At 60.9% G+C, this 24,977-nt stretch carries 27 protein-coding genes, 1 tRNA gene, 1 rRNA gene and 1 riboswitch; of the genes, 5 read left to right on the plus strand and 24 right to left on the minus strand.

From position 1 onward, the window contains the following. Nucleotides 1–6: 6 nt before the first annotated feature. The 20 genes from pyrE to PH256_RS11855 form a co-directional block, all read right to left on the minus strand. Complete coding sequence (pyrE, locus tag PH256_RS11760; protein WP_087185202.1) at nucleotides 7–600, minus strand: orotate phosphoribosyltransferase; 594 nt, start codon at nucleotides 598–600, stop codon at nucleotides 7–9. Between the two features lie 153 nt (nucleotides 601–753). Continuing rightward, nucleotides 754–1,665, minus strand: a complete 912-nt coding sequence (locus PH256_RS11765) for a dihydroorotate dehydrogenase (RefSeq protein WP_087185203.1) — start codon at nucleotides 1,663–1,665, stop codon at nucleotides 754–756. Beyond that, a complete protein-coding gene (locus tag PH256_RS11770; protein WP_087185204.1) occupies nucleotides 1,662–2,429 on the minus strand; it encodes a dihydroorotate dehydrogenase electron transfer subunit in 768 nt (255 codons plus the stop codon). The genes PH256_RS11765 and PH256_RS11770 overlap by 4 nt, the downstream gene beginning before the upstream one ends. Further along, nucleotides 2,410–3,276 (minus strand): orotidine-5'-phosphate decarboxylase, encoded by an 867-nt coding sequence (gene pyrF / locus PH256_RS11775; protein ID WP_087181872.1) that lies wholly within the window; start codon nucleotides 3,274–3,276, stop codon nucleotides 2,410–2,412. Before pyrF ends, PH256_RS11770 begins: the two co-directional genes overlap by 20 nt. Before the next feature lie 121 nt (nucleotides 3,277–3,397). Next, nucleotides 3,398–4,570, minus strand: coding sequence for a dihydroorotase (locus PH256_RS11780; RefSeq protein WP_087185205.1), 1,173 nt, complete (start codon nucleotides 4,568–4,570; stop codon nucleotides 3,398–3,400). Nucleotides 4,571–4,845: 275 nt separating this feature from the next. Next, a complete protein-coding gene (locus tag PH256_RS11785) occupies nucleotides 4,846–6,228 on the minus strand; it encodes an MATE family efflux transporter (RefSeq protein WP_087185206.1) in 1,383 nt (460 codons plus the stop codon). Then, nucleotides 6,225–6,668 (minus strand): MarR family winged helix-turn-helix transcriptional regulator, encoded by a 444-nt coding sequence (locus tag PH256_RS11790; protein WP_270914342.1) that lies wholly within the window; start codon nucleotides 6,666–6,668, stop codon nucleotides 6,225–6,227. The genes PH256_RS11785 and PH256_RS11790 overlap by 4 nt, the downstream gene beginning before the upstream one ends. A gap of 143 nt (nucleotides 6,669–6,811) precedes the next feature. Beyond that, complete coding sequence (locus tag PH256_RS11795) at nucleotides 6,812–7,996, minus strand: MFS transporter (protein ID WP_270914343.1); 1,185 nt, start codon at nucleotides 7,994–7,996, stop codon at nucleotides 6,812–6,814. After that, nucleotides 7,983–9,017 (minus strand): ROK family transcriptional regulator, encoded by a 1,035-nt coding sequence (locus tag PH256_RS11800; RefSeq protein ID WP_270914344.1) that lies wholly within the window; start codon nucleotides 9,015–9,017, stop codon nucleotides 7,983–7,985. Before PH256_RS11800 ends, PH256_RS11795 begins: the two co-directional genes overlap by 14 nt. 137 nt (nucleotides 9,018–9,154) lie before the next feature. Continuing rightward, the gene (locus PH256_RS11805; protein WP_270914345.1) at nucleotides 9,155–10,408 is read right to left on the minus strand and encodes a metallophosphoesterase; all 1,254 of its coding nucleotides are present in this window, start codon (nucleotides 10,406–10,408) and stop codon (nucleotides 9,155–9,157) included. Nucleotides 10,409–10,499: 91 nt separating this feature from the next. Next, the gene (gene atpC / locus PH256_RS11810; protein ID WP_270914351.1) at nucleotides 10,500–10,907 is read right to left on the minus strand and encodes an ATP synthase F1 subunit epsilon; all 408 of its coding nucleotides are present in this window, start codon (nucleotides 10,905–10,907) and stop codon (nucleotides 10,500–10,502) included. A 2-nt stretch (nucleotides 10,908–10,909) separates the two neighbouring features. Then, nucleotides 10,910–12,307: a F0F1 ATP synthase subunit beta gene (atpD, locus tag PH256_RS11815; protein ID WP_087185212.1), complete on the minus strand. Its 1,398-nt coding sequence runs from the start codon at nucleotides 12,305–12,307 to the stop codon at nucleotides 10,910–10,912. Nucleotides 12,308–12,339: 32 nt separating this feature from the next. Next, the gene (atpG, locus tag PH256_RS11820) at nucleotides 12,340–13,191 is read right to left on the minus strand and encodes an ATP synthase F1 subunit gamma (RefSeq protein WP_087185213.1); all 852 of its coding nucleotides are present in this window, start codon (nucleotides 13,189–13,191) and stop codon (nucleotides 12,340–12,342) included. Nucleotides 13,192–13,204: 13 nt separating this feature from the next. Further along, entirely contained in the window at nucleotides 13,205–14,719 is a 1,515-nt protein-coding gene (gene atpA / locus PH256_RS11825) for a F0F1 ATP synthase subunit alpha (protein ID WP_087185214.1), read from the minus strand. 16 nt (nucleotides 14,720–14,735) lie between these two features. Further along, on the minus strand, nucleotides 14,736–15,272 hold the full coding sequence (atpH, locus tag PH256_RS11830; protein WP_087181861.1) for an ATP synthase F1 subunit delta: 537 nt from the start codon (nucleotides 15,270–15,272) through the stop codon (nucleotides 14,736–14,738). Next, nucleotides 15,269–15,733, minus strand: a complete 465-nt coding sequence (gene atpF, locus PH256_RS11835; RefSeq protein ID WP_087181944.1) for a F0F1 ATP synthase subunit B — start codon at nucleotides 15,731–15,733, stop codon at nucleotides 15,269–15,271. The genes atpH and atpF overlap by 4 nt, the downstream gene beginning before the upstream one ends. A 79-nt stretch (nucleotides 15,734–15,812) precedes the next feature. After that, a complete protein-coding gene (gene atpE, locus PH256_RS11840) occupies nucleotides 15,813–16,079 on the minus strand; it encodes an ATP synthase F0 subunit C (RefSeq protein WP_058963458.1) in 267 nt (88 codons plus the stop codon). 121 nt (nucleotides 16,080–16,200) lie between these two features. After that, entirely contained in the window at nucleotides 16,201–16,965 is a 765-nt protein-coding gene (locus PH256_RS11845) for a F0F1 ATP synthase subunit A (RefSeq protein WP_087185215.1), read from the minus strand. Next, nucleotides 16,962–17,396 carry an ATP synthase subunit I gene (locus PH256_RS11850; protein WP_087185216.1) on the minus strand — a complete coding sequence of 145 codons (435 nt, stop codon included), beginning with the start codon at nucleotides 17,394–17,396 and terminating at the stop codon, nucleotides 16,962–16,964. Before PH256_RS11850 ends, PH256_RS11845 begins: the two co-directional genes overlap by 4 nt. Nucleotides 17,397–17,416: 20 nt before the next feature. Continuing rightward, nucleotides 17,417–17,731 carry an AtpZ/AtpI family protein gene (locus PH256_RS11855; protein WP_270914346.1) on the minus strand — a complete coding sequence of 105 codons (315 nt, stop codon included), beginning with the start codon at nucleotides 17,729–17,731 and terminating at the stop codon, nucleotides 17,417–17,419. Between the two features lie 268 nt (nucleotides 17,732–17,999). On the opposite strand from PH256_RS11855, the gene PH256_RS11860 reads away from it, so the two are divergent. From PH256_RS11860 to PH256_RS11880, 5 genes are all read left to right on the plus strand, one after another. Further along, nucleotides 18,000–18,947, plus strand: a complete 948-nt coding sequence (locus PH256_RS11860) for a glycosyltransferase family 2 protein (RefSeq protein WP_087185218.1) — start codon at nucleotides 18,000–18,002, stop codon at nucleotides 18,945–18,947. Nucleotides 18,948–19,025: 78 nt separating this feature from the next. Then, nucleotides 19,026–19,219: riboswitch (cobalamin riboswitch) on the plus strand. A gap of 227 nt (nucleotides 19,220–19,446) precedes the next feature. After that, entirely contained in the window at nucleotides 19,447–20,442 is a 996-nt protein-coding gene (locus PH256_RS11865; protein ID WP_270914347.1) for an ABC transporter substrate-binding protein, read from the plus strand. Continuing rightward, nucleotides 20,439–21,473: a FecCD family ABC transporter permease gene (locus tag PH256_RS11870; protein ID WP_270914348.1), complete on the plus strand. Its 1,035-nt coding sequence runs from the start codon at nucleotides 20,439–20,441 to the stop codon at nucleotides 21,471–21,473. The genes PH256_RS11865 and PH256_RS11870 overlap by 4 nt, the downstream gene beginning before the upstream one ends. After that, entirely contained in the window at nucleotides 21,473–22,228 is a 756-nt protein-coding gene (locus tag PH256_RS11875) for an ABC transporter ATP-binding protein (RefSeq protein ID WP_270914349.1), read from the plus strand. Before PH256_RS11870 ends, PH256_RS11875 begins: the two co-directional genes overlap by 1 nt. Nucleotides 22,229–22,235: 7 nt before the next feature. Then, on the plus strand, nucleotides 22,236–22,754 hold the full coding sequence (locus PH256_RS11880) for an ATP:cob(I)alamin adenosyltransferase (protein WP_270914350.1): 519 nt from the start codon (nucleotides 22,236–22,238) through the stop codon (nucleotides 22,752–22,754). Between the two features lie 71 nt (nucleotides 22,755–22,825). On the opposite strand, the gene PH256_RS11885 is transcribed toward PH256_RS11880, so the two are convergent. From PH256_RS11885 to rrf, 4 genes are all read right to left on the minus strand, one after another. Then, a complete protein-coding gene (locus tag PH256_RS11885) occupies nucleotides 22,826–23,509 on the minus strand; it encodes a hypothetical protein (RefSeq protein WP_087185222.1) in 684 nt (227 codons plus the stop codon). A 14-nt stretch (nucleotides 23,510–23,523) separates the two neighbouring features. Continuing rightward, entirely contained in the window at nucleotides 23,524–24,264 is a 741-nt protein-coding gene (locus tag PH256_RS11890) for a DUF5058 family protein (protein WP_087185223.1), read from the minus strand. Nucleotides 24,265–24,691: 427 nt separating this feature from the next. After that, a tRNA-Glu gene (locus PH256_RS11895) sits at nucleotides 24,692–24,766 on the minus strand. 69 nt (nucleotides 24,767–24,835) lie between these two features. Next, nucleotides 24,836–24,952 (minus strand): 5S ribosomal RNA (gene rrf / locus PH256_RS11900). Between the last annotated feature and the right edge of the window lie 25 nt (nucleotides 24,953–24,977).

Here is a 24,977-nt window from a genome sequence, read left to right on the forward strand (position 1 = left end):
AAGTGATCACAGGGTCTGCTTTGCCTGCTCCTTCATCTTGCGGCTGCCCAGGTGCACCAGAGGCAGCTTGCCCTCCTTGCAGATGGGGCACTCCTCGGGCAGGTAGTTGGGCAGGTCCAGCTTGGCAGCGCTGGCCAGGATGGGAATGGGAGAGGGAGCGTCGGCCTTGGTGCGGTCCACTACGCAAACGATGCCCAGGCACTCGCCGCCGGCCTCTTCGATCACGCGCTTGGTCTCCAGGCTGGAGATACCGGTGGTCACCACGTCCTCAGCGATGATGCACTTCTCGCCGGGCTTGATGGCGAAGCGCTTCAGGGTCATCACATTGTCCACACGCTCGGTGAAGATGGCGCGCTTGCCCAGCTGGCGGCCCAGCTCGTAGGCGTACACGATGCCGCCCATGGCGGGTCCGACGATCACGTCAATGTCCATATCCTTCAGTTTCTCGGCCACGTTCGCCATCACCTTGGCGCACTGGTCGGGGTACTGCTGCAGGAAAGCCATCTGGCAGTAGGCGCTGGAATGGCGGCCGCTGCTCAGCAGGAAGTGGCCCTCCAGAAAGGCTTCGCACTCTTTCAAGATCTCGATGGTGTTGTTCATGGTAACCTCTCCTCTACTCTGTCTGAAAACAATTGATAACTGTTCTGTCCCCGGCAATTTTTATACCATGAGTTTTAAAGCGCTCAACTTTTACACAAGGCTGCCGTTCAAAAATTGGATGCCTTTGCGCGATGAACGCAAAAGCCGCCAATGTTACACCCGGGCGCAGCCGCGGATCTCGTCCAGGGTCTCTACCCCGTGTGCCTCCATCCAGGCGGCGATCTCATCGGTGATGGTCTCGCAGGCGCGGGGATTCATGAAGTTCGCGGTGCCCACCTGCACGGCGGTGGCGCCTGCCATGATGAACTCCAGCGCGTCGGCGCCGGTCAGGATGCCGCCCAGACCGATCACCGGCACATTCACCGCGCCGCAGACCTGGTAGACCATGCGCAGAGCGATGGGCTTGATGGCCGGGCCGGACAGACCCGCAAAAATATTGTTGAACACCGGGCGGCGCTTTTCCAGATCAATGGCGCAGGCCTGGAAGGTGTTCACCAGGCTCAGCGCATCCGCGCCCGCCTCCACGCAGGCGGCGGCCATCTGGCAGATGTCCTCAGCCTGGGGGCTCAGCTTCACGATCAGGGGCTTTTTGCAGACCGCACGCACACGGCTGACCACCTCTTTGGCGCTCTCGGCCTTGATGCCGTAGGCGATGCCGCCCTGCTTCACGTTGGGGCAGCTGATGTTCAGCTCCACAAAATCCACGCTGGTGGGGTTGAGCAGCTCGGCGCCCTTCTCGTAGTCCTCGATGCAGCCGCCGCCCAGGTTGGCCCAGATGGTGGTGCCCAGGGTTTCCATCACCGGCAGCTCATGGTCGATGAAGTGCTGCACACCGGGGTTCTGCAGGCCGATGGAGTTGATCAGTCCGCTGGGGGTTTCCAGCAGGCGCTCGCCCTGGTTGCCCGCCTTGGGGATCAGGGTGATGCCCTTGCCGCTGATGCCGCCCAACTTTTTCAGATCCACCATGCCGGCGTATTCCTCGCCGAAGCCGAAGGTGCCGGACGCACCCACCACCGGGCCGGCCATTTCCTTGCCCAGCAGGTTTACCTTCAGGGATACGCTCATGCGCCGAACACCTCCTTGGAATCAAATACGGGGCCTTCCTTGCACACGCACTTGCCGCCGGTCTCGGTGTGGCAGGTGCAGCCCAGGCAGGCGCCGATGCCGCAGGCCATCTTGCGCTCCAGGCTCACGATGCAGCGGGTGCCCACAGCGTCGCAGAGCTTGGCCACCGCCCGCATCATGGGCTCGGGACCGCAGCAGAGCACCAGGTCGTACTCCTCGGGCTTGAGCAGCTGAGTCACAAAGCCATGGAAGCCGAAGCGGCCGCTGTCGGTGGCCAGCTGGACCTTGCCGCACACCTGGGTGAAGCGGTCCATGCCATAGGGCTCGTCCCGGAAGCCGCAGAAGTAGTCGGCCTTGGTGCCCGCCTCGCACAGCTCCTTGGCCAGCTGGTACAGGGGGGCGGTACCGATGCCGCCGCCCACCAGGGCCACCCGCTTGCCCGCGGCCTCAGCCACATTGAAGCCGTTACCCGCAGGGCCCACCAGGCTCAGGGTGTCGCCGGGGACCAGAGCCGCCAGCTTTTCGGTGCCCTTGCCCCGCACCTCGTACAGGAAGTCCAGGGTGGCCAGCTCGGGGTCATAGGAGTGCACGCTGATGGGGCGGCTCAGCACCGGGGCCACATCCGCGGGCCAGCAGCGCAGCATGAAGAACTGGCCGGCTTTGGGGGCCTTGTCCCGCCGGGGCCAGCTCACGGTCATCAGGCGGATGGTATCGGTCAGGCGCTGGTGCTCCAGAACCTTTACATCACAGGCGATCACAGGCATTCTTGATGGCCTCCTTCATGTTTACACACTCGTTGTAGGCAGCCTGGGCGAATTCCACGCCGGGCTGCTTCTTGTAAGCCAGCAGGATACCACGGCTGGAGTTCACCACGCCGCCGTTGCCTGCGCTCAGGTACTGGGCGATGTCCTCGGCGGTGCCGCCCTGGGCGCCGTAGCCGGGGATCAGGAAGAAGCTGTCCTTATAGCGGGCGCGGATCTCGGCCGCCTCCTCGATGTGGGTGCCGCCGATGACCAGGCCCAGGCTGGAGTAGCCGTGCTCGCCCATGCAGCTCTTGCCCATGGCGTTCAGCTTGTCGCCAACCATATCGTATACGTGGCGGCCGTCGGCCAGCTTCTCATACTCAAAGTCCTTGGCGCCGGGGTTGGAGGTGCGCACCAGTACGAACACGCCCTTGCCCTTCTCTTCCACAAACGGCATATAGGGCTTGATGGAATCCAGGCCCATGTAGGGGGCCAGGGTGATGAAGTCGGCCTCGAAATCACCCTCGAAGTGGGCCTTGGCGTACATCTCGGCGGTCTTGGCGATGTCGCCGCGCTTGATATCGGCGATCACCGGCACGCCGGTAGCCTTCACGTAGTCCAGGGTCTTCTTGTAGGCATTCAGGCCGTCCAGACCCAGGCTCTCGTAGTAAGCGATCTGCACCTTGAAGCAGCCTGCCACAGACTTGGTGGCGTCCACAATGGCCTGGTTGAAGCGCACGATGTTCTCACCGGCAGTGAGCTCAGCCTTGGCAAAGCCCTCCGGCAGATAGGAAAAATCGGTGTCCAGTCCCACGCACACCGGGCCGCGGGCAGCAACAGCTTCGTACAGTTTGTCCATGTTGGTCATTGTGAACCTCTCCTTTTCATCTTCTTCATCTTTGGTCCGGCAAAAGCCGGTTTTTGTTTGGTGTTCAAGTGCGAGGATTCTCTTCCTCTATTATAAAGGATGGCGGCGGTTTTCGCCAGATTCAGCGCCGGTAGGTTACGCGGCCGCCCCGGATGGTCAGATCCACCCGGCCATAGAGCGTTACGCCGTCGAAGGGGGTGTTGTGGCTCTTGGAGTGCATGGCAGCGGCATCCACCACATAGGGGGTATCCAGCTCCACCAGGGTCAGGTCAGCATCCATGCCCACCTGGATGGCGCCCTTGCCTGCAAGGCCCAGGATTGCCGCCGGGAAGCGGCTCATCAGCGCCTCCAGGTAGTACAGGTCCAGGCCCTGTTCCCGGCACAGTTTGGTGTAGCACACACCGAAGGCGGTTTCCAGCCCGATCATGCCCGCCGCGCCGTTTGCCTTGTCCTCGGCAGAGTGGGGAGCGTGGTCGGTGGCGATGGCGTCCACCACGCCGGTGCGGATGGCCTCCACCAGAGCCTCCACGTCCTCCGCCTGGCGGATGGGCGGATTCACCCGGTAGTCGGTATCCGCAAACCACAGGTGGTGGGGAGTCACCTCACAGGTGACCGGCACGCCCCGGCGCTTCGCGTCGCCGATGGCGGCCACGGCTTCCTTGGTGCTCACATGGCACATATGCAGCCGGGTGCCGTAATACTCGCTCAGGTGCAGGTTGCGCACCGTCTCGATGTTCTCGGCCAGGCGGTAATCCCATTTGGAGATCTCCATGTCCTCAGCGTGGCTCATCAGCACCAGATCCCGCTGGGCGCAGATGGCAAAGGCCTTGGCCATCACCTCATTGTTCTGCACGCCCTTGCCGTCCTCGGTAATGAAGCGCAGATCCTCGGGCAGGCTCTTCAGATGGTCCAGGGTGTGGCCGTCGAAGTTCTCGGTGATGGAGATGGTCTGATTGGCTCCGCAGATGCCCAGGCGCTCGGCCTCGTCCATCACGGCGTGGGCCTGCGCGGCGCTGGAGCACACCGGCTTTGTGTTGGGCATCAGGTTCACGAAGGTGTAACCGCCCGCGGCTGCGGCCGCGCTGCCGGTGGCGATGTCCTCCTTGTATTCAAAGCCCGGGGTGCGCCAGTGGCAGTGCAGATCTATGAAGCCGGGCAGCAGGGTGCGGCCGGCGGCGTCGATCACCTCTTCCCCGTGGGCGGGCATATCCTGCATCAGGCCCGCGATCTTGCCGTTCCGGATCAGCACATCCACCCGGGTCCCGTCCGACAGTTTTGCGTTTTTGATCAGCATCAAAGCGCCTCCTCTCAGCGAAAAAAGCTTAAAAAAAATGACTCTTCCCGAAAAAGGAAAAGTCAAACAAAGACCCCATGCGCCAGCAAGAAGAATACCGAAGCCAGAACAAATGCAACCTGCTTGCCGATCATCTTGCTCATGGTTTCGCCTCCTTGCCGCCGGGTCAATTTAAATCGTCTGATTCTACCACAGTTCGCACGGCTTGTCAAGACAATTGTCATATTCTGCCGGATGAAAAGGGCGGCTTCCAAACCGGAAGCCGCCCTCTACATTCAGGAAGCCTGTTCCTTCGGTGCGCCGATCTGGCGCAGCGCCTTGCGGAACTGGAAACTGAACAGAATCACCGTGAAGGTCACGGCCAGTGCATCCGCCACCGGCTCAGCCATATAGACCGCCATGGTCTTGTCGGCCGGGAAAAGCCGGGGCATCAGATAGATCAGCGGCACCAGCAGCACGAACTTGCGGGTCACCGCCACCGCGATGGAGGCTTTGGCGTAGCCCAGCGAGGTGAAGGTCATCTGGCAGGCGATCTGCGCACCGAATACCAGCAGCACCGCGCAGTAGCAGCGGATGGCCGGTACCGCGAAGGCAATCAGCTCCTGGTCCGAGGTGAACACCCCGGCAAAGGTCTGGGGGAACAGCATCAGAAACGCCCACAGCACCACCGAGTAGGTCAGACTGGTGCGCAGCAGAAGGAAATATGCCTTCTTCACCCGGTCGGCGTTGCCCGCACCGTAGTTGAAGCTCACGATGGGCTGCGCGCCCTGCCCCAGTCCCTGCAGCGGCAGCAGTGCAAACTGCATTACACTGGTGAGAATGGTCATGGCGCCCACCGCCAGATCGCCGCCGTATTCCCGCAGCGAGGTGTTGAAGCACACCGAGATCACACTCTCGCTGGCCTGCATGATGAAGGTGGCCAGACCCAGCGCCACACAGGGCAGGATCACCGCCGGGCGCAGAATCATGTTCCGGGGCCGGATGCGCCAGATGGTGCGCTTGCCCAGCAAAAAGCTTACCACCCATGCGCAGCTCACCGCCTGGCTCAGCACGGTGGCCAGGGCCGCGCCCCGCACACCCATAGAGAAGCCGAAGATGAAGATGGGGTCCAGCACAATGTTGCATACCGCGCCAATCAACACCGACAGCATAGCCGTTTTGGAAAAGCCCTGGGCGATGATAAAGGAGTTCATGCCCAGCGTGAGCTGTACGAACACGGTGCCCAGCGCGTAGATGTCCATGTAGGCGGTGGCGTAACCGATGGTGTTCTCGGTGGCGCCGAAGGCCATCAGGATCGGCCGGTTGAACACCAGCAGCACCCCGGTGAGCACCGCCGACACAATCAGCAGCAGACAGAAACAGTTGCCCAGCGCCTGCTCGGCAGACCTGTTGTCCCCCCGGCCCATGGCGATGGAGGCCCGGGGCGCGCCGCCCGCGCCCGCCAGCATGGCAAAGGCGGACACGATCATGATCACCGGCATGCACACGCCCATACCGGTGAGGGCATAGGCCCCCTCGCCGGGGATGTGGCCGATGTAGATGCGATCCACCAGATTGTACAGCATGTTGATCAGCTGGGCCACCACCGCCGGGGCAGCCATCTTCACCAGCAGCCGGCCCACCGGCTGAGTCCCCAGCTGGCTCTTATCCTCATTCATTCCCGTTGCCTCCCTTTTTCCGAAAGATTCTTCACGATCCGCCCGTACAGGGCGGCAAAGCACTCAGCGTCCTGGGGAGAAAAATCCCGGAAGGCCTGCTCCCAGAAGGTCTGCTGGGCTTCCAGCAGCTGGGGCAGCAGCTGCCCCGCCGCCTCGGTCAGGCTCAGGCGCACCCGCCGCCGGTCCTCGGCATCCTGGCTGCGTACCAGAAGGCCCTTGCCCATCAACACCTCCACCGCCTGGGACACATTGCTCTTGGGCAGCCCCCGCAGAGCCACAATGTCCCGGGCGGTATCCCGGCCGGGGTTGTTGTGCAGAAAGACCAGAATGTCGAATTCCATCTGAGAAATGCCCACCCTGCGGCAGACTGCCCGGCGCTGGGCATCATAAAAGCGGGTGATTACCCGCAGGCCGTTCACAAGCTCCATGTGGTTGTTCACAGCCCCTCGCCCCTTTCCGTTTTTGTTCGTTTAACAAATTGTTTGTTTTTATAACTATTTGCCATTATACTCCTTTTCCATGGCAAGTCAACACCCCCGGGCAACGGGAACCTTACGTTCCTCTGCCCGAGGGTGTCTTTTGTTTATTCTTGCTGTTGTTTGCGCAGGCGCCGGTAAAACAGCCACGCCCCCAGCGGGAACAGTGCTGCCGCGCCTACTGCAGCCCGCAGCGCTGTCTGCTGAGAAAAGCCCGCCGCCAGCAGGGCATCCGCCCCAACACCGGTAAGCCAGCCACTCAGCGAAGCGCCCAGGTCACCTCCGGCGCTGAGCAGCGCAAACATGGAAGCTCCGGCCAGCGGCATCTTCCGGGATGCCACCACCAGCGTGCCCGGCCACAGCCCCGCCACAAACAGACCGGTGGCAGCACAGGCCACCACCGCTGCCGCAGGCAAAGCAGCTGCCGTCAGGTAGCAGCCCGCAGCCAGCAGAGCACTGGCCCCCAGCACCCGGGGTAAATCCCACCGGTCGCCCCAGAGCCCCAGCAGGGTGCGGCCCAGACCCATCATCAGGGCAAAGCCGCACATGCCCGCCACGTCGCCGAACAGCTTTGGAATGCCCAGACCCAGGTCCAAAAAGGAAGAAACATACTGAGCCATGGTGACCTCTGCCGCCGCCCCGAATACAATGGCACCCAGCGCCAGCCAGAACACCCGCTGCCGGGCCAGACCCCGGATGGGCAGTGTTTCCTCCGGCGGCTTGTGATTCAGCGGCGCACGCAGAAACAGCAGCAGGTCCGCCGCGGGCAGCAGCATCCACCCCAGCACAATGGCCTGCCAGGGCACGCCCAGCGCCAGCGCGGCGGTGGTCACCAGCACCGTTGCTGCCTGCCCCCAGCAGTACATGGAATGAAGCAGCGCCATGGCCCGGGTCTTTTCCTCGCCGGGCAATGCGTCCACAATGGGGCTGAGCAGCAGCTCCAGCAATCCCCCCGCGCCGGAGAAGATCACCGTGCCCGCAAAAAAGCCCACCAGCGGATGAGCCGAGAACAGCAGCGGCGCGGCGGCGAACACGCCCAGCCCCACCAGACTCAGCACCCCGGCCCCCAGCACAAAGGGCCGAAATCCGTGCCGGTCCACCGCCTTGCTGAATGCTACGTCCGCCCCCACCTGGGTCACAAAATTGGTGAGCACCAGAAAGCCCAGTGCCCCATAGCTCAGCCCGTATTCCCGCAGCAGCACCGCAAACAGCACCGGCGTCAGGTTGATCAGCGCCGCCTGGGTGATGCTGCCCAGGTAGCAGGCATACACCGTGGTTTTATAACTGCGCATTCCCTCGTCTCCTTTCCTGCGGCTCCCGCAGGCCGCCGCCCGGGTATAAAAGATCCATGGCAAGGCGGGTCAGCCCGGCCAGATAGTCCTGCCGGTATTCCCGGGAAATATGCACCCGGGGCACCGCCTGGGTGGGCAAATACCGCCCACAGGCCTGCTCCAGCTGTCCGCCGCTTTGCAGGTATGGTGTTTCGTAGACCACCAGCTCCTCCGGATTCAAAAACACACAGGCGCTGGCCGCCAGCCGGGCAAAGTAGTCCACCGGGTCCACTCCCGTAAGCCCTCGCAGCGCCGCCTGCTGCATGGTTTCCTCGCCCCGGCCGGGCAGGTAGCCCACCTCGCCCACCAGGCCCGCAAATCCGCTCAGCGGCTTGCCGTGCACCAGCACGCCGCAGCCGGGGCCGTTTTCAGAAAGGTGAAGGCAGACTGCGCTTTCTCGATCCAGCCAGCCCCGTCGGGCCGCCATCCCATAGACCGCCGCCCGCATATTATTTTCCACTGCGGCGGGCAGGCCGCTGGCCGCTTCCAGTTCCGCCTGCAGTTCCCGCCCTGCCAGCTCGTCGTACCGGTCGATGTAGAGCACCCGGCCCTCGGCCACGCCGCCGGGCACACCCACCGCCAGCGCTGCCAGCGCAGGATAGGCCCGGCGCAGCCTCTCGGTCACCGCCAGAATGGTGGACACATAACCGCCCTCCTCCGGCCCGCAGCTGCCGGAGCACACCGGATTGCCCAGCGCGTCCGCCACCGCCCAGCAGAGGGTGCCGTCCTCAAAAAAGAGGGTAAGCGCGTAGGCGCTGGCCTCATTGAAGCGGTAGCGCATGGGCCGGCGCCCGCCGGCGCCCGTTTCCAGCCCGGCCTCCAGCACCACGCCCTGCTCCACCAGCTCGTCCACCAGCTTGCCCACGGTGGGAAAGCTCAGCCCGCAGGCCTCCGCCAGCTCCTGCTTGGTGACCACCCGGCCCTGCCGCAGCACCTGGATCACCTGCCGCTCGTTTGCACTTTTTACCGCCCGGGTAAACATGCGGCCTCTCTCCTCTCATTTTTAAAACAATTTTAAAATATAGTTAAATAATATTCCATTCTGCCGCCCTTGTCAAGAAAAACTGATATTGATAAAAGAAAAGTCCCGGCCAAGGCCGGGGCTTTCCTGCTCTTTTTTCAGTATTCTATGGTGGCCTGGTTGTGGTTCACCGCCGGTTCCTGCCGCATGCTCTCCACATAATCGGCATAAAAGGCGCCGGACTCCTGCCACACATCAAACATCGGGTCCTCCCGGTCATAGCGGTCCGGCCTACCCTGGAAGTAGTCCAAATTCACCTGAGCAAAGAAATCCGCCATTTCCTCGCCGTTCTCCGCCTTCTGCAGCCAGCCGATCACCTTGCCCCGGTTTACCTGGCGGAAAAAGTCCGCCGAGTAGGTGGCAAAATCCAACAGGTTTTCGTCGGTGCTTCCCTGCTCTTTTGCCCAGCCGGACACATCCACCGGCACCGTCTGGTAGTCCATCCGGTGGGGCCGCACCATCAGTCGGGCGTACTGGTTGGGCGATACCGCCAGCGATCCGGTGGCCGCTTCAAAAAATCCGTTTTCGCTTTTGGCGGTGTGCTGCATGTGGATGTGGCCGCTCAGGTTGCAGATCACATCATACTCCTCATATAAAGCCAGCAGCTCCTCTGCGCCGCCCATCACAAAGCCTGCGCTGATCACTTCACTGTGGGCCAGCAGGTTCTGGTGACTCACGGCAATCACCTGGGCACCCGCCTGCCGGGCGTCCTCCAGTTGCGTTTTCACCCAGTCCAGCGTTTCGGGCTCCAGTACGCCCTCACTGCCCAGCGTGTTCACATCCACCATCAGCACCCACAGCTCATCGCTCAGCGGGTACACATAGCTCAGGGATTCCTCGTCCCGGGCGCTGGCTCCGTTGTAACCGAATTCCGCGTATACCTCATCAAACTGGGCCGGCTTCAGGTTTTCCACCGGTTCGTAGGTCTTGCCGGTGAAGCGCACCGCATAGCCGCTGTTCAGGTCGTGGTTGCCCGGTATGACCAGCACCGGGATGTCCGCTTCGGTGACCCGGCGCAGCTTTTGGGCCAGATCCAGATGGCTTTGCTTTTCCCCGTTCAAAGTCAGGTCGCCCGAGAGGATCAGCGCCGCAGGCTTCTCCCGGATGACCTGCTCCACAAAGGCGTCGGTCAGCTCGTCGATGTAGGCCAGTGCCTTGCCGTCACCGTTCAGGATGGTCTTTTCAAAGCAGGCTCCGTGGTCGTTCAACTCCGGCGAAAGATAGTGCAGGTCCGTCGCCAGCAAAATCTTTGTGCCCCGGCTTCCATGCCAGATAACCCCGGCCACCGCCAGCAGCACCAGCAAAAGCACCGTTACCCCTGCCAGCACCCACCGGACTCTGCGCTGTTTCATATCCGTTTCCTCCTTGCCTTGTTGCCTGTTTTATCCGCAAAAAAAGCAGGCCCTGCCAGAAAGGCAGGGCCTGCCGCAATCACTGGTTTTGTTATACCAGATCCGCCACGTGGGTGCGCACCAGTGCGCGCTTGAGGCGGGCCTGGGCCAGCTCCAGCTCCCGGGCGTCGGTGCCCTTCTGGCCCAGAACGGTCTCTGCCCGCTTGCGGGAGGCCTCTGCCCGGGCCTTGTCGATGTCTTCGGCCCACTCAAAGGTGGTTGCCACCAGCCGTACCTGACCGGAGCGCACCGTGAGCATACCGCCGATGCAGGCAGCCCGGCGCACCGTGCCGTCCTCCAGCGTCACCCGGGCTTCGCCCATGCCCAGCGCTGTAATGTAATCACAGTGACGGGGCAGGATGCAAACATCCCCGGCGATGGTGCGGCAGAGCACCCGGGCGGCGGGCCCGTCATAGAGCTGGCCGTCCGGTGTAACGATCTGCAGATGGAAGGTGTTCATACTCATTCACCCTGCTTTGCTTTGGCGACCACCTCGTCGATGGTGCCCGCAAACAAAAAGGCGGACTCGGGCAGGTCGTCGTGTTTGCCTTCCAGGATCTCCTTGAAGCCCCGGATGGTCTCCTTCAGCGGGACATACTTGCCCTCCATGCCGGTGAACTGCTCGGCAACGGTGAAGGGCTGGCTGAGGAAGCGCTGGATCTTACGGGCCCGGTTTACGGTCACCTTATCCTCCTCGCTCAGCTCGTCCATACCCATGATGGCGATGATGTCCTGCAATTCCTTGTAGCGCTGCAGCACCTGCTGCACGCCGCGGGCCACCTCATAGTGCTCCTGGCCCACCACGTCCGGCGAAAGGATGCGGCTGGTGGAATCCAGCGGGTCCACCGCCGGGTAGATGCCCAGCGAGGAGATGGCACGGCTCAGAACGGTGGTGGCATCCAGATGGGCGAAGGTGGTGGCAGGGGCCGGGTCGGTCAGGTCATCGGCGGGCACGTAAACGGCCTGCACCGAGGTGATGGACCCGTTCTTGGTGGAGGTGATGCGCTCCTGCAGAGCGCCCATCTCGGTGGCCAGGGTGGGCTGGTAGCCCACGGCGCTGGGCATACGGCCCAGCAGAGCCGACACCTCACTGCCCGCCTGGGTAAAGCGGAAGATGTTGTCGATGAAGAGCAGCACGTCCTGGTGCTCCCGGTCACGGAAGTACTCGGCCATGGTCAGACCGCTCAGGCCCACGCGCATACGGGCTCCCGGGGGCTCGTTCATCTGGCCATAGACGAGGGCGGTTTTGTTGATAACGCCGCTCTCCTTCATCTCGTTGTACAGATCGTTGCCCTCACGGGTACGCTCGCCTACACCGGTGAATACCGACAAGCCGCCGTGCTGCTTGGCAACGTTGTTGATCAGCTCCATGATGAGCACGGTCTTGCCCACGCCGGCGCCGCCGAACAGGCCGATCTTACCGCCCTTGGCGTAGGGACAGATCAGGTCAACCACCTTGATGCCGGTCTCCAGAATCTCGGTGGTGTTCTGCTGCTCCTCATAGCTGGGGGGATCGCGGTGGATGGGCCAGCGCTCCTTGGCCGGAGGCGCGGGCTGATCGTCCACCGGCTCGCCCAGCAGGTTGAAAATACGGCCCAGGCATTCCTCGCCCACGGGCACGGTGATGGGGCCGCCGGTGTCCACGGCCTTGGTGCCGCGCACCAGACCGTCGGTGCTGCTCATGGCGATGCAGCGGGCCACGTTGTCGCCGATCAGCTGGGCCACCTCGGCCACCAGCTTGTGCTCGCCTTCGCCCACCTCGATCGCGTTGAGCAGGTCCGGCAGCTCGCCGTCTGCAAATTTGATATCCAGCACCGGGCCGATGACCTGGGCCACGATGCCTTCGTGGTTATTCGGCATGGATCTATCTCCTTTACTGGCGGGAAAGGCCGTCAGGCCTCGGCGCCCGCCACGATCTCTGTGATTTCCTGGGTAATGGCCGCCTGCCGGGCCCGGTTGTAATGCAGGCTCAGCGAGTCGATCATCTCACCCGCGTTCTTGGTGGCCGCGTCCATGGCGCTGCGCCGGGCGCCCAGCTCGCTGGCCACGGATTCGCACAGCGCTCCGTAGATCAGTCCCGCCAGGTATTCCGGCACGATGGCGTCGTACACTTCCTCGCTGGAGGGCTCGTAGATGGTCAGCCCCCGGGGACCCGCGCCCGGCTCGGGGCGGGAGACGCTCAGCGGCAGCAGGCACAGGGTGGCCGGCTGCTGGCTCAGCATGGACACGAAATTGGTGTAGGCCAGGCGGATCTCGTCATACTCACCGGCCAGAAAGCCCTTGGCCAGCAGACGTGCCATGGAAAAGCAGTCGCTCACCGTCACATCCGCCGCCACCGCGTATTCCTCGGTCACCCGCTGGACACCCCGGCGCTGGTAATGCTCCAGCGCCTTTTTGCCCACCGGCAGCACGCAGATTTCCTTGCCCTCGGCCTCGGCCGCCACCGCTTTCAGAATGTTGGCGTTGTAGCCGCCCGCAAGGCCGCGGTCGCCCGCGATCACCACGTAGCAGGTCTTTTTCACCGGCCGCTTGGCGATGTAGGGCGAGGAAAGCTCGGTATTGGAGGCCGCGATGTCGGAAAGGGCCGCGTGGAGCACCTCAAAATAGGGGCGGCTTTTTTCCACCCGCTCCTTGGCGCGCCGCAGCTTGGAGGAGGCCACCAGCTCCATGGCCTTGGTGATCTGCATGGTGCTTTCCACGCTCTTGATGCGCAGCTTGATGTCCTTCATGGACGCACCTGCCATTGGGATCTCCTCCTTACTTGGTCTTCAAAAACTCCGTGGTGTACTCTGCCAGAGCGGCCGCCAGCGCGGTCTCGGTCTCCTTTTCCAGCTTGCCGCTGGTGCGGATGGTCTCCAGCACGTCGGGGGCATGGCCGTCCATATAGGCATAGAGGCCGTGCTCGTATTCCTTCACATCCTCCACGGCCACGTCCTTGAGCAGGTCGTGGGTGACAGCGTACAGGATGCACACCTGATGCTCCATGGAAATGGGGCTGTTGCGGTCCTGCTTGAGCACCTCCACGATGCGCTCGCCCTGGGCCAGGCGGGCCTTGGTGTCCGCATCCAGGTCGCTGCCGAACTGGGCGAAGCTCTGCAGCTCACGGTACTGGCTGTAGAGCAGCTTCAGGGAGCCGGCCACCTTCTTCATGGCCTTAGTCTGGGCGTTGCCGCCCACGCGGCTCACCGAGATGCCCGGGTTCACTGCCGGCATAACACCGGAGTGGAACAGCTCGGTCTCCAGGAAGATCTGGCCGTCGGTGATGGAGATCACGTTGGTGGGGATGTAGGCGGAAACGTCGCCCGCCTGGGTCTCGATGATGGGCAGCGCGGTCAGGCTGCCGCCGCCGTATTCCGGGGCGAGACGGGCCGCGCGCTCCAACAGGCGGCTGTGCAGATAGAACACGTCGCCGGGGTAGGCCTCACGTCCGGGCGGGCGGCGAATCAGCAGGCTCAGCGCACGGTAAGCCACCGCATGCTTGGACAGGTCGTCGTAAATCACCAGCACGTCCTTGCCCTGGGCCATGAAGTATTCGCCCATGGCGCATCCGGAATAGGGCGCGATGTACTGCAGCGGCGACAGCTCGCTGGCCGTGGCGGACACCACGATGGTGTAGTCCATGGCGCCGTTCTCGGTGAGGGTATTCACCAGCTGGGCCACGGTGCTCTGCTTCTGGCCGATGGCCACATAGATGCAGATCACGTCCTTGCCCTTCTGGTTGATGATGGTATCGGTGGCGATGACCGTTTTACCGGTCTGCCGGTCGCCGATAATCAGCTCGCGCTGGCCGCGGCCGATGGGAATCATGGAGTCGATGGCCTTAATGCCGGTCTGCAGGGGTACCGAAACGCTCTTGCGCTGGATGATGCCCGGTGCGGGAGACTCGATGGGCCGGTACTCCTTGGCATCGATGGGGCCCTTGCCGTCGATGGGATGGCCCAGCGCGTTCACCACGCGGCCGATCATGGCTTCGCCCACCGGCACGCTTACCACCTTGCCGGTGCGCTTGACCAGGCTGCCCTCCTTGATGCCCACATCGCTGCCCAGCATAACGATGGACACCGAGTTTTCCTCCAGGTTCTGGGCCATGCCGTATTCGCCGTTGGAGAACTGCACCAGCTCGCCGCTCATGCACTCCTCCAGGCCGGTGGCCCGGGCGATGCCGTCGCCCACCAGGATCACGGTGCCGGTCTCGCTTTGCTGAATGGAGTTTTCATAGTGCTTGATCTGGGCCTTTATGATCTTGGAAATTTCTTCCGGTTTCAATTGCATCGTTTCACCTTCTCACTTATACCGTGGCGGCCAGGCTGCGGCGCAGTGCGTCCAGACGGGCCTGCACCGTGCCGTCGAACTCGGCGCCGCCCATCTCCAGGCGCACGCCGCCCAGGCAGGCCGGGTCCACCTTCACCGCAAGCTGCACCGTTTTGCCGGTGAGCTTGTTCAGTTTTTCGGTCAGAGCCGTCTTCTGGGCCTCGCTCAGCGGCACCGCCGCCACCGCCGTCGCCTCCAGAATGCCGTGGGCTTCGTTGTAGCGGGCCCGGTATTCCTTGCGGCAGTCACGCAGGGCTCGGATCTGGCCCCGCTCGGTCAAAATCTTCAGAAAATTCAACAGGTACGGCTGGATGCGCCCGCGCAGCGCCTCGTCCAGTGCCTGACAGCGCTGGGCTTTGGGCACGCTGGGCAGCGCCAGCAGCTTTTCGTAGTCCGGCCAGGCGGCAAGCAACTGCTCCACCTGCTCCAGCTCGTCCAGCATTTCGGCCTCCAGCCCTTCCTCGACGGCCAGCTCATACAGCGCGCCGCCGTATATGGTGCCGATCTTGGTCATGAGGCGTCTCCTACCTTCTCGATGAATTCATCGATCAGCTGCTGGTGATCCTTCTCCTGGATCTCCCGTTCCACCACCTTGCTGGCGATGGCCATAGCCATGCCGCCGATCTCGTCCTTCACCTCGTTCAGCGCCTTCTTGCGCTGCTGCTCGATCTCCTCGCCCGCCTTGCGCTTGAGCTCAGCGGCCTGGGCACGGGCGGCGTTCAGTGTCTCCTCGCTGTTGCGGGCGGCGGTCTGGCTGGCCTGATTCAGCAACCGGGCTGCCTCCTCCTTGGCGCCTGCCAGGCTCTTCTCATATTCCGCCTGCATCGCCTCGGCCTGTTCCTTGGCCTGTTTCGCGTCGGCAAGCATGGCGTCCGCCCTGCGCTGGCGCTCGTTCAAAATCTTCTGCACGGGCTTGAACAGGAAATGCTTGACCAGCAGGGTGAGGATCAGCAGGTTGCCCAGCATGAAGATCATATGCCAGGGTGTCAGCGTCACCAAATCTTTAAACTGTTGCAATGGTCATTCCCCTTTCTGGCTGGCTTACGGGCCAAAATCAGCCCAGCATGCCAGTGAACATGCCGGGGGCCACGAAGATCAGCAGCAGGCCGGTCACGAAGCCGTAAATACCAGTGGTCTCGGCGATGGCACAGCCCAGCAGCATGGTGCTGGTCACGTCGCCCTTGCACTCGGGCTGACGGCCAATCGCGGAGCAGGCCTGGCCTACCGCGTAACCTTCACCGATACCAGGGCCGATACCTGCGATCAGGGCAAGACCTGCACCGATGGCGCAGCCGGCCAATACAATAGCTTTGTCCAACATAATAATGTCCTCCTAAAAAATGTTCAAATGGAATCGCTTTGGGGTTATCTGCCTCGGCCTCTGCCTGCGGGCCGCGGGGCACTTCGATCACGGCGGTCAGCCGCAATGGAATTCAAAAAACTTACTCGTCGGTCTGGGCTGCATTTGCAATGTACAGCATGGTCAGCATACAGAAGATGAATGCCTGCATCAGGCTGCTGAACAGATCGAAATACACCGACAGAATCGCCGGAATGCCCAGCTGGAACAGCGGGATCAGGCTGAGAATCTCACCCAGTGCGCCGGGCAGCAGCCCGAACACCGCCTGACTCAATACCGCCAGCGCCGCATAGACCAGCGTACTGATCACGCCGCCGGACATGATGTTGCCGAAATGACGGAACGCCATCGAGATGGGAGTGGCCAGCTCACTGATAATGTTGAAGGGGGTAAACACCGGGATGGGTGTGGTAAAGCCCTTCAGATAGCCGCCCACACCGTTGGTTCGGATCTTGGTGTAGGTGATCATCACAAACACCAGCAGCGCCCAGGACAGCTCGGTGGACAGATCGCTGGTGGCGGGATAAAGCCCCACCAGACTGGACAGACTGCACAGCGCGGAATAACTGAACAGCGCACCGATAAACGGAGCAAAGTAAGCGTATTTTTCGCCCATGTTGCCATTCACGAAATTCTGGCAGGTGGTCACCAGCAGCTCAGCCACTGCCTGCTTTTTGCTGATGTTCTCCACCGTGAGCCCACGGCCCAGCCACCAGCACAGGATGCCGATCAGCGCCAGGATAATCCAGGCATCCACCAGGCTTGCTGTGATCTGCAGCTTACCCAAAAGCGGCACCGACCAGCTGGATTCCCAGTAGATCTGCGGGCCGTTGATCGAAACGTTCATTCCTTTGCGTTCCCCCCTTCATTCAAGGGCAGCGTATCGCCCTTTTCCTTGTGATACATTCCGGTGGCCTGCATAACCCCGATGGTAAGCCGGGGCATCAGCAGGGGCACAAGCGCCGCCACCCAGTTGAAAAACGGAACGGCCAGCGCCACAATCAGCCACACCACCATCAGCAGCATACGCATGTTGTAGGAAAACTGCATCCACTTGCGGGCCCGGTCCTCCGGCTGGCCATCGGCCACCTTCTGCACCGTCAGTCCCAGCAGAAAGAAGTTTCCCACCGCAATCGCGCCGCCCAGAATACCGCTCACCGCCACTCCGGCGCTGAAATACCCCAGAACAGCGAACACCACCAGCATAACGGCCACGCCCACGGCAGTGCCCAGCGCGATATGCCCGGTCTCTTTTTTTACAGCAGGTGCTATCTTCATAGAACGTCCTCTCTCTTTTGTTATAAATGCCGGTTAAAGGATGGCGGAGCCTTTTTGCGGGAAGCCTTGCGCTGCATATAGCGGTAAAACCCCCACACGCTGGCACCCGAGCCGCCGAAGCCCAGCACCAGCGCAGGCAGCATTACCCACATGGGCAGCCCTGCTCGGGCCGAAAGCCACCAGGCGGCACCGGCGCATAAAAGCGGCGGCGCAGTGACCGAGATTCCCAATTGAGTCAGCCAGGCAATATCCTGCATGACTTTCATCCAACTTTTCACCGAGCCGCTCCTTTCGCCAGTCTTATATTGCAAATCTGGCACACAATCGTATAACATAGTATACCAAAAAGCTTGCACAAGAACAATCTTTTTTGCTTTATTTTGATAAATTTACTTCCATATTACGAAGTATACCACACTCTTTCTCCAGAGCAATCCGTCAAACTGTGCTTCGTGTCAAAAACGCAAGAAATCTAAAACTCTTGCCTCCTTTTACATATTTTCACGCAACTTTTGCGGGGTTTGTTCTTTTGATGTCTCTGTGATATAATAGATAATACCCATGCTGTGCAGCCGGGTTTTATCTGAGAAAGGCGGTATTCTCATGCTTCTTTCCATCATTGTTCCCTGCTACAATGAGCAGGAATCTCTTCCCCTGTTTTATAAGGAGATCACCCGAGTCGCCTCAGAGATGAAACAAAGCCATGGTGCCGAGTTCGAGTTCATTTTTGTGGACGACGGCTCCAAGGACAGCACCCTTGCCATCGCCCGTGAGCTGCACCGGCAGGACAAACGGGTACGCTACATCAGCTTCTCCCGCAATTTTGGCAAGGAGGCAGGCATTCTGGCCGGCCTGCAGGCCGCCAAGGGCGATTACGTGGCTATGATGGATGCTGACCTTCAGGACCCGCCGGCTCTTCTGCCCCAGATGCTGGATGCACTTCTGCACGAAGATTACGACTGCGCCGCTACCCGCCGCACCACCCGCCAGGGTGAGCCGCCCATCCGCAGCTTTTTCGCCCGGATGTTCTACAAGCTCATCAATAAGATGAGCGATGCGGACATCGTGGATGGCGCGCGTGATTACCGACTGATGCGCCGGAGAATGGTGGATGCCATTCTGTCTATGCCGGAATACAACCGGTTTTCCAAGGGAATCTTTGGCTGGGTCGGCTTCAAGACCAAGTGGCTGGAATACGTAAATGTGGAGCGGGTGGCCGGCGAGACCAAGTGGAATTTCTGGAAGCTGTTCCTCTATTCGCTGGAGGGAATCATCGGCTTTTCCACCGCCCCGCTGGCCATTGCCAGCCTGATGGGCATGTTCTTCTGCCTGCTGGCTTTCGTGATGATTATCGTGATCATTGTCCGCACCCTTTTGTTCGGCGATCCCACCAGCGGGTGGCCCAGCATGGTGTGCATCATCTTTTTGTGCAGCGGTGTGCAGTTGTTCTGCATGGGTGTTCTTGGTCAGTATCTGGCCAAAACCTATCTGGAAACCAAGCACCGCCCGGTCTACATCACCCGGGAGACCGAAGAGGATCTGGACGGCTGACCACCTGATTCACCGCAGCCGCCGGGCCTGATTGTTTTGCTTTTCTTCTTGGATGCACCCACGCATCCGATCATACTTTATAAAAATCGAACGGCAGGTGTTCAGCCTGTCTGAATGAAAAGGGAAACGGGTAATCAATCCCGTGCGGGACCGCCGCCGTGTGGGCCAGCGCCCCGGCCATCTGCCACTGTTCCGAAAGGAATGGGAAGGCCGGCCGGGCGCGCGCTTTAACGCTCACGAGCCGGAAGACCTGCCTGCCGTTCGCATCCATACCGGGAAGCCATCTTTTCCGGTGCGGGACCCCGCTTCGTGGACGGACCAAACACGCGGCAGGGCGGCAGTACAGCCTGGGGGCATTACGCCTCACGGGGTCTTTTCTGTCGCACCTGTTCGCTGCTGCGCCGCTCCGCTTTGCCGGGGCGGCGTATTTTTGTTCTTTGCGGCAATCCGGCCGCATGGAAATAACCCCCTCATTCCAAATATTTCAGGAGGAACATTTATGAAACGCATTCTTTCCGCATTTGTCGCTGCGGCTCTGGCCTTCGGTATGGCCGCCTGCGGCGCACCGGCCGCCAGCACTTCCGCTCCGGCCTCTTCCGCCGCCGCATCCTCTGCTTCTTCGGCAAGCGCTTCCAGTGAGGCAGCTTCGGCGGCCAAACCCACCGAAGACCGCAGCGGCGCTGCCATTACCCTGCCGGACAATGTGGAGACCGTAATCTCCATGGCTCCCTCCATCACCCAGACCCTGATGGATCTGGGCTGCACCGACCAGATCATCGCGCTGGATGCCAACAGCGCCAAGATGGAAAACGCCCCCCAGGACCTGCCTGTTTTTGACATGATGACTCCGGACGCGGAGCAGATGGCCACCCTGGTACCGGATGTGATCTTTGTGTCCTCCATCAGCTCCTCCGGTGGCGAGGACCCCTTCCAGCCCCTGCAGGAGCTGGGTGCCACCGTGGTTTGCATTCCCACCAGCGCCTCCATTGAGGATATCTACGAGGACGTGACCTTCCTGGGTCAGGTGATGGGCAAGACCGAGCGCGCCGCTGAGATCAACGAAACCCTGAAGGCCGAGATCGATCGCATTGCCGCTCTGGGGGCTTCCATTCCCGAGGATCAGCGCAAGACCGTTTACTTTGAGATTTCCGCCGCCCCCTCTGCCTACAGCACCGGCTCCGGCACCTACATGGACGAGATGATCAGCCTGATCGGCGCCAACAACATGATGGCCGACAAGGCCGAGGGCTGGACCAGTGTGGACAGCGAGGTGGTGGTCAGCGGCAACCCGGACGTGATCCTCACCAACGTGGACTACATCGAGGACCCCGTGGGTGAAATCAAGAGCCGTGAGGGCTGGGAAGCTGTGACCGCTGTGAAGAACGGTGATGTTTACCAGATCGACAAGCAGTCCTCCTCTCTGCCCAACGAGAACATCGTGACCGCTCTGGAAGAGATGGGCAAGGCCGTCTATCCGGAGGTATTCGGCGAATGAGCCGGTTTTCCCGCCCGGCGCGGTTCGGCCTGCTGTGTCTGGCCGCGCTGGTCGCGGTTCTTCTTGGCATCGGGGTGGGCAGCGTGTCCATCTCTCCCGGTGAAATTCTGCAAGTGCTGGCCAACAAGCTATGGGGCGCGGCACTGCCCGAACAGATGAATCCGGTGATCCCGGGGCTGGTGTGGAGTATCCGCCTGCCCCGGGTACTGCTGGCCTTCTGCGTGGGGGCCTCGCTGGCGGTAAGCGGCGCGGTGATGCAATCGCTGCTGCAAAACCCGCTGGCCTCCTCCTACGGCCTTGGCGTCTCCTCCGGTGCAGGTCTTGGCGCGGCGGTGCTCATCGTCACCGGCGTGGCGGACAGCGCCGCCGGTACCTTCCTGCTGCCTGCGGTCTGCCTGTGCTGCGGTCTGGCTACCATGGGCGGCGCGCTGGCCATCTCCTCCCGGCTGGACCGCAACCTCTCCAACAACACCATTATTCTCATCGGTATGGTGCTGTCGCTCTTTCTCAACGCCATCATGACCACCCTGTCTTCCGCCAACCCGGACTACACCCAGCGCATCACTCTGTGGCAGCTGGGCAGTCTTTCCATGAAGACCTGGAAACAGCTGGGTCCGGTGGCGCTGGCGGCACTGATCTGCATTCTGGCATTCTGGCGGCTGGCCTCCGAGCTGGATCTGCTCAGCTTCGGCGAGGAACAGGCCTCCGCCATGGGCATGGAGCGCAAGCGGGTGAAATGGCTGCTGGTGCTGCTGGTGGCTCTGCTCACCGGCACCGCGGTGGCCTTTGTGGGCGTGATCGGCTTTGTGGACCTGGTGGCGCCCCATATTGTTCGCCGCCTCTTCGGACCTTCCCACCGGATGCTGATTCCCACCTGCGCCATATTCGGCGGAGGCTTTCTGTCCCTGTGCGATCTGGCCGCCCGGACCCTGGCGTCTCCCTCCGAGATTCCCATCGGCTCCATCACGGCCCTGATCGGCGCCCCCTTCTTCCTCTACATCTTTTTCTCCAGCCGAAAGGAGGCCCGCTGATGCTGCATGCGGAACACATTACCTGCGGCTACGGGGGCGACCCTGTAGTGCGGGATCTCTCCTTCTCGGCACAGAGCGGGCAGATCCTCTGCATTCTGGGTGCCAACGGCTGCGGCAAGACCACTCTGCTGCGAGCCGTAGCCGGACTGCTGCCCAGCACCGGCAGCGTCACCGCGGCCGGGCTAAACCTGCGCACCGCGCCCCGCCGTCAGGTGGCGCAGACAGTTGCTTTTCTGAGCCAGTTATCCAATTTGTATTTTTCTTACACTGTATATCAGACAGTAGAGATGGGCCGTTATGCCCACCGCTCTCCTGGCCTGTTCGGTAGAGCCGCACCCGGCGACAAGGACATTGTACGTTCCTGCCTGGAACAGACCGGCCTCTGGGAGCTGCGGGATCAGCCCATTACTGCATTGTCCGGCGGACAGCTGCAGCGAGTCTTTCTGGCCCGAGTGTTTGCCCAGGACCCCAAAATTATCCTGCTGGATGAGCCCACCAATCATCTGGACCTGAAGTATCAGATTGAACTGATGGAGCAGCTCCGCCGCTGGGTGGCCCAGGGCAACCGCTGTGTGGTGGGCGTGCTGCACGATGTAAATCTGGCGCTGAACTACGCTGACCAGCTGCTGCTTATGCAGGATGGCCGGGCCCTGTGCCAGACCGATACCCAGGCGCTGGACCCCGCCCTGCTGGATCGTGTCTACGGCCTGGACGTGCGCGGCTACATGCGCCGCGCACTGCAACGATGGGAGTGAACGCTATATGGAACTGTATCACAGCCCCTGGGAGGCCTATCCCTTTTTGAGCGACGCGCCGGAGGATCTCCGCTGCGACTTTGAGCTGCTCACCGACGAGATCGCCAGCCGCACCGGACTACTCCGTTCTCAAGTAGAGGACAACGTACTGCGGACAGAGCTGCTGCGTGTCTGCGAGCTGATCTATCACGCCAACCCCACCCTGCGCACCCGGTTCACTGTGACTCCGGAAGAGATTCAGTGGCTGGCGGATGCCACCGAACGGCTGCGTGTCCAGAGCGAGGGCCGCTGCACCCGGTTTGTGCTGCCCCAGGGCTGTACTGCCGCCTGCACCGCCCACCTTCTGCGAGTTCAGTGCAAGGCGCTGGTGCGCCTGCTCTACCGCCACGACCATCAGGGCCACCCAGTGGAGCCCGCTCTGCTGGATCTGGCCAATCTTCTTTCCGGCTATTTCTTCCTGCTGGCTCTGGTGCTGAACGCCCAGGCCGGGCAGGAGGAAGCGGAATTCATCAGCCGGAACTATTGAACCATCCTCATCCCATTTCATACAGGAAAAGCCGAAGAACGCGAACCAAACGCGCCTTCGGCTTTTTCCTTTTAGTTTAATTTCCCGTGTTTAAACAGCCAGTATGCAACGCCAATCGCCATTGCGCCGGACAGCAGAATCAGGAAGGATACACTGCCGATCAGCCCGGGTGCCGCCACAAACAGGATGCACATGAACACCAGCGGAATGATGGCGATGTTCATGTTCCGGTAGAAATACTTGAAGGCCAGCGCACCGAACAGGGCGGGAATCACGTTGTTGAACGCGGGCTGCAGAGCCGGGGCCTCCAGCACCGGGGTGAGGGGCACCAGGCACAACACACCGATAGCCAGCACCAGGGTAGTCACCAGACTGCTCGCTGCCACCGACAGGGTGGAAATCACATCGTTTTCCGGTGTGCCCACCTCGGTACCGCAGATCTCCCGGGCATTTACCGCGCATGGAACCTTCAAGTTCAGCACGTTGCCGGTGATGAAGGTCAAATAGCTTGCACCGGAGCCCAGCAGCGGCGAATAGACCAGAAACTCCACCACGCCGCTGGTCCAGTAGATGATGGCCACCTGGAAAAAGCCCATGCCGAAAGCTGCCCAATCCGGTCCAGCGCCCAGGACCCAGCCCATGGCTAGCGGCGCGGCCAACATCAACAGAATGCCCAGGCTCAGACCCACCCGGCCGATTACATGAATTCCATTTTCATAGCGCTCATAAAAGGCGCTGCGTTCCTTTTCGTTCATACGTTGCGCCTCCCTTACATTACACCGCCCAGCAATACTGCTGCGGCCATACCCACCAGCATACTGCCCGCCATGGAGAAGTTATCCAGCCAAATGACCTTCTTCACCCGTGCAAAATACTCAAATACCGCCATAGCCGCCGCGCTGATCACCGCTACAATCAGGGGCATAAAATTGTTCAGGCGCACGCCTTCGCCCAGATAGGAGCCGATATAAGCGCTTACCAGGCCCACGAACATGGCAGTGAACATATAGTCACCGAAGCTCTTCTGGCCCTTTTCTTTCTTGGCTGTGGCCTTTTTGAGCCGCTTCATATAGCGCTTCAGGCAGAAGATGCAGAGCAGGCATCCGGAAAGAATACCTGCCGTCATTACAAGGCCGATGGTCACAAATACCGAAGGAGTCAGCTCCTGGCTTCCCAGGCCACCGCTCATTCCAGCGGCACGGGCGGCAATATCTGCCACGTTGCCTTCATAATGCAACGCACCCACCACCGAAAGACGCATCCAGGGCAGAGGGATGCCCAGGCTTCCGCTCAGCGCAATAACACCCAACAGGATTGAAATACTGGGCAACAGCGTAAAGGTGACACTGGAAGTGATGGCCCTGCGCATTTTGACCCGGTCCATTCCCAAAGCTACCCCCGCACGGTAGCTTTTCACCATAAACACAATGCTGAGCCCCAGAATGAACAGAATTACAACACCCACGATTGCAAACATGGGCAGGCTGTTCAGCTGCTCCAATAATGTCATATTGTTTCCTCCTATCACACAATTGTGTACTGCTTTATCATAGCATATTTTTAAACCGCGCGCACCTGAAAGTTCTGAACCGAAGCAGTTCTTTCCGGCAGCTCTTTTCCACAGGAACACTCCAGTCTTGTGGAAAATTCGGTTCGAACAATCAAACTGCGGTTCCTTGCTTTTCAACAAAAAGCGCCCATAACCGTGGAAAAGTAAGGTGACCATTTAAAATACAAAAGCCCGGTCGTTGACCGGGCTTTATCGGCTATTATATTTTCTCTCATGCCGGGGGATCCGTCAGCCTCTTCAGCAGCAGGGCCCCCGCAAAAGTTTGTCTTGCAAAGTTTTGTGGGGTTAAGGAGGAATGACGAAATGGTATGAGAAAAGCCCAGCCGAATGGCTGGGCTTTTTGAATGGAATGTAGTCCATTCCGACGTGGTGACCCGTGGGAGAATCGAACTCCCGTTTGCGGCGTGAGAGGCCGCCGTCTTGACCGCTTGACCAACGGGCCATCTATATAAAAAAGCCGAATCCCAAAAGCAGGAATGCTCATCAGCATTCGGCTTTATTCGCATTTGCAAGCCGGCGTCTACCTATCTTCCCAGGCCGTCTCCAGCCAAGTATTTTCGGCACAACAGAGCTTAACTTCTGTGTTCGGAATGGGAACAGGTGGGACCTCTGCGTCATCGACACCGGCCGATGCGAATGAAAAGGATAAAGAG

The sequence above is a fragment of the Allofournierella sp. CML151 genome (genome assembly GCF_027853465.1).
Taxonomy (GTDB): domain Bacteria; phylum Bacillota; class Clostridia; order Oscillospirales; family Ruminococcaceae; genus Allofournierella.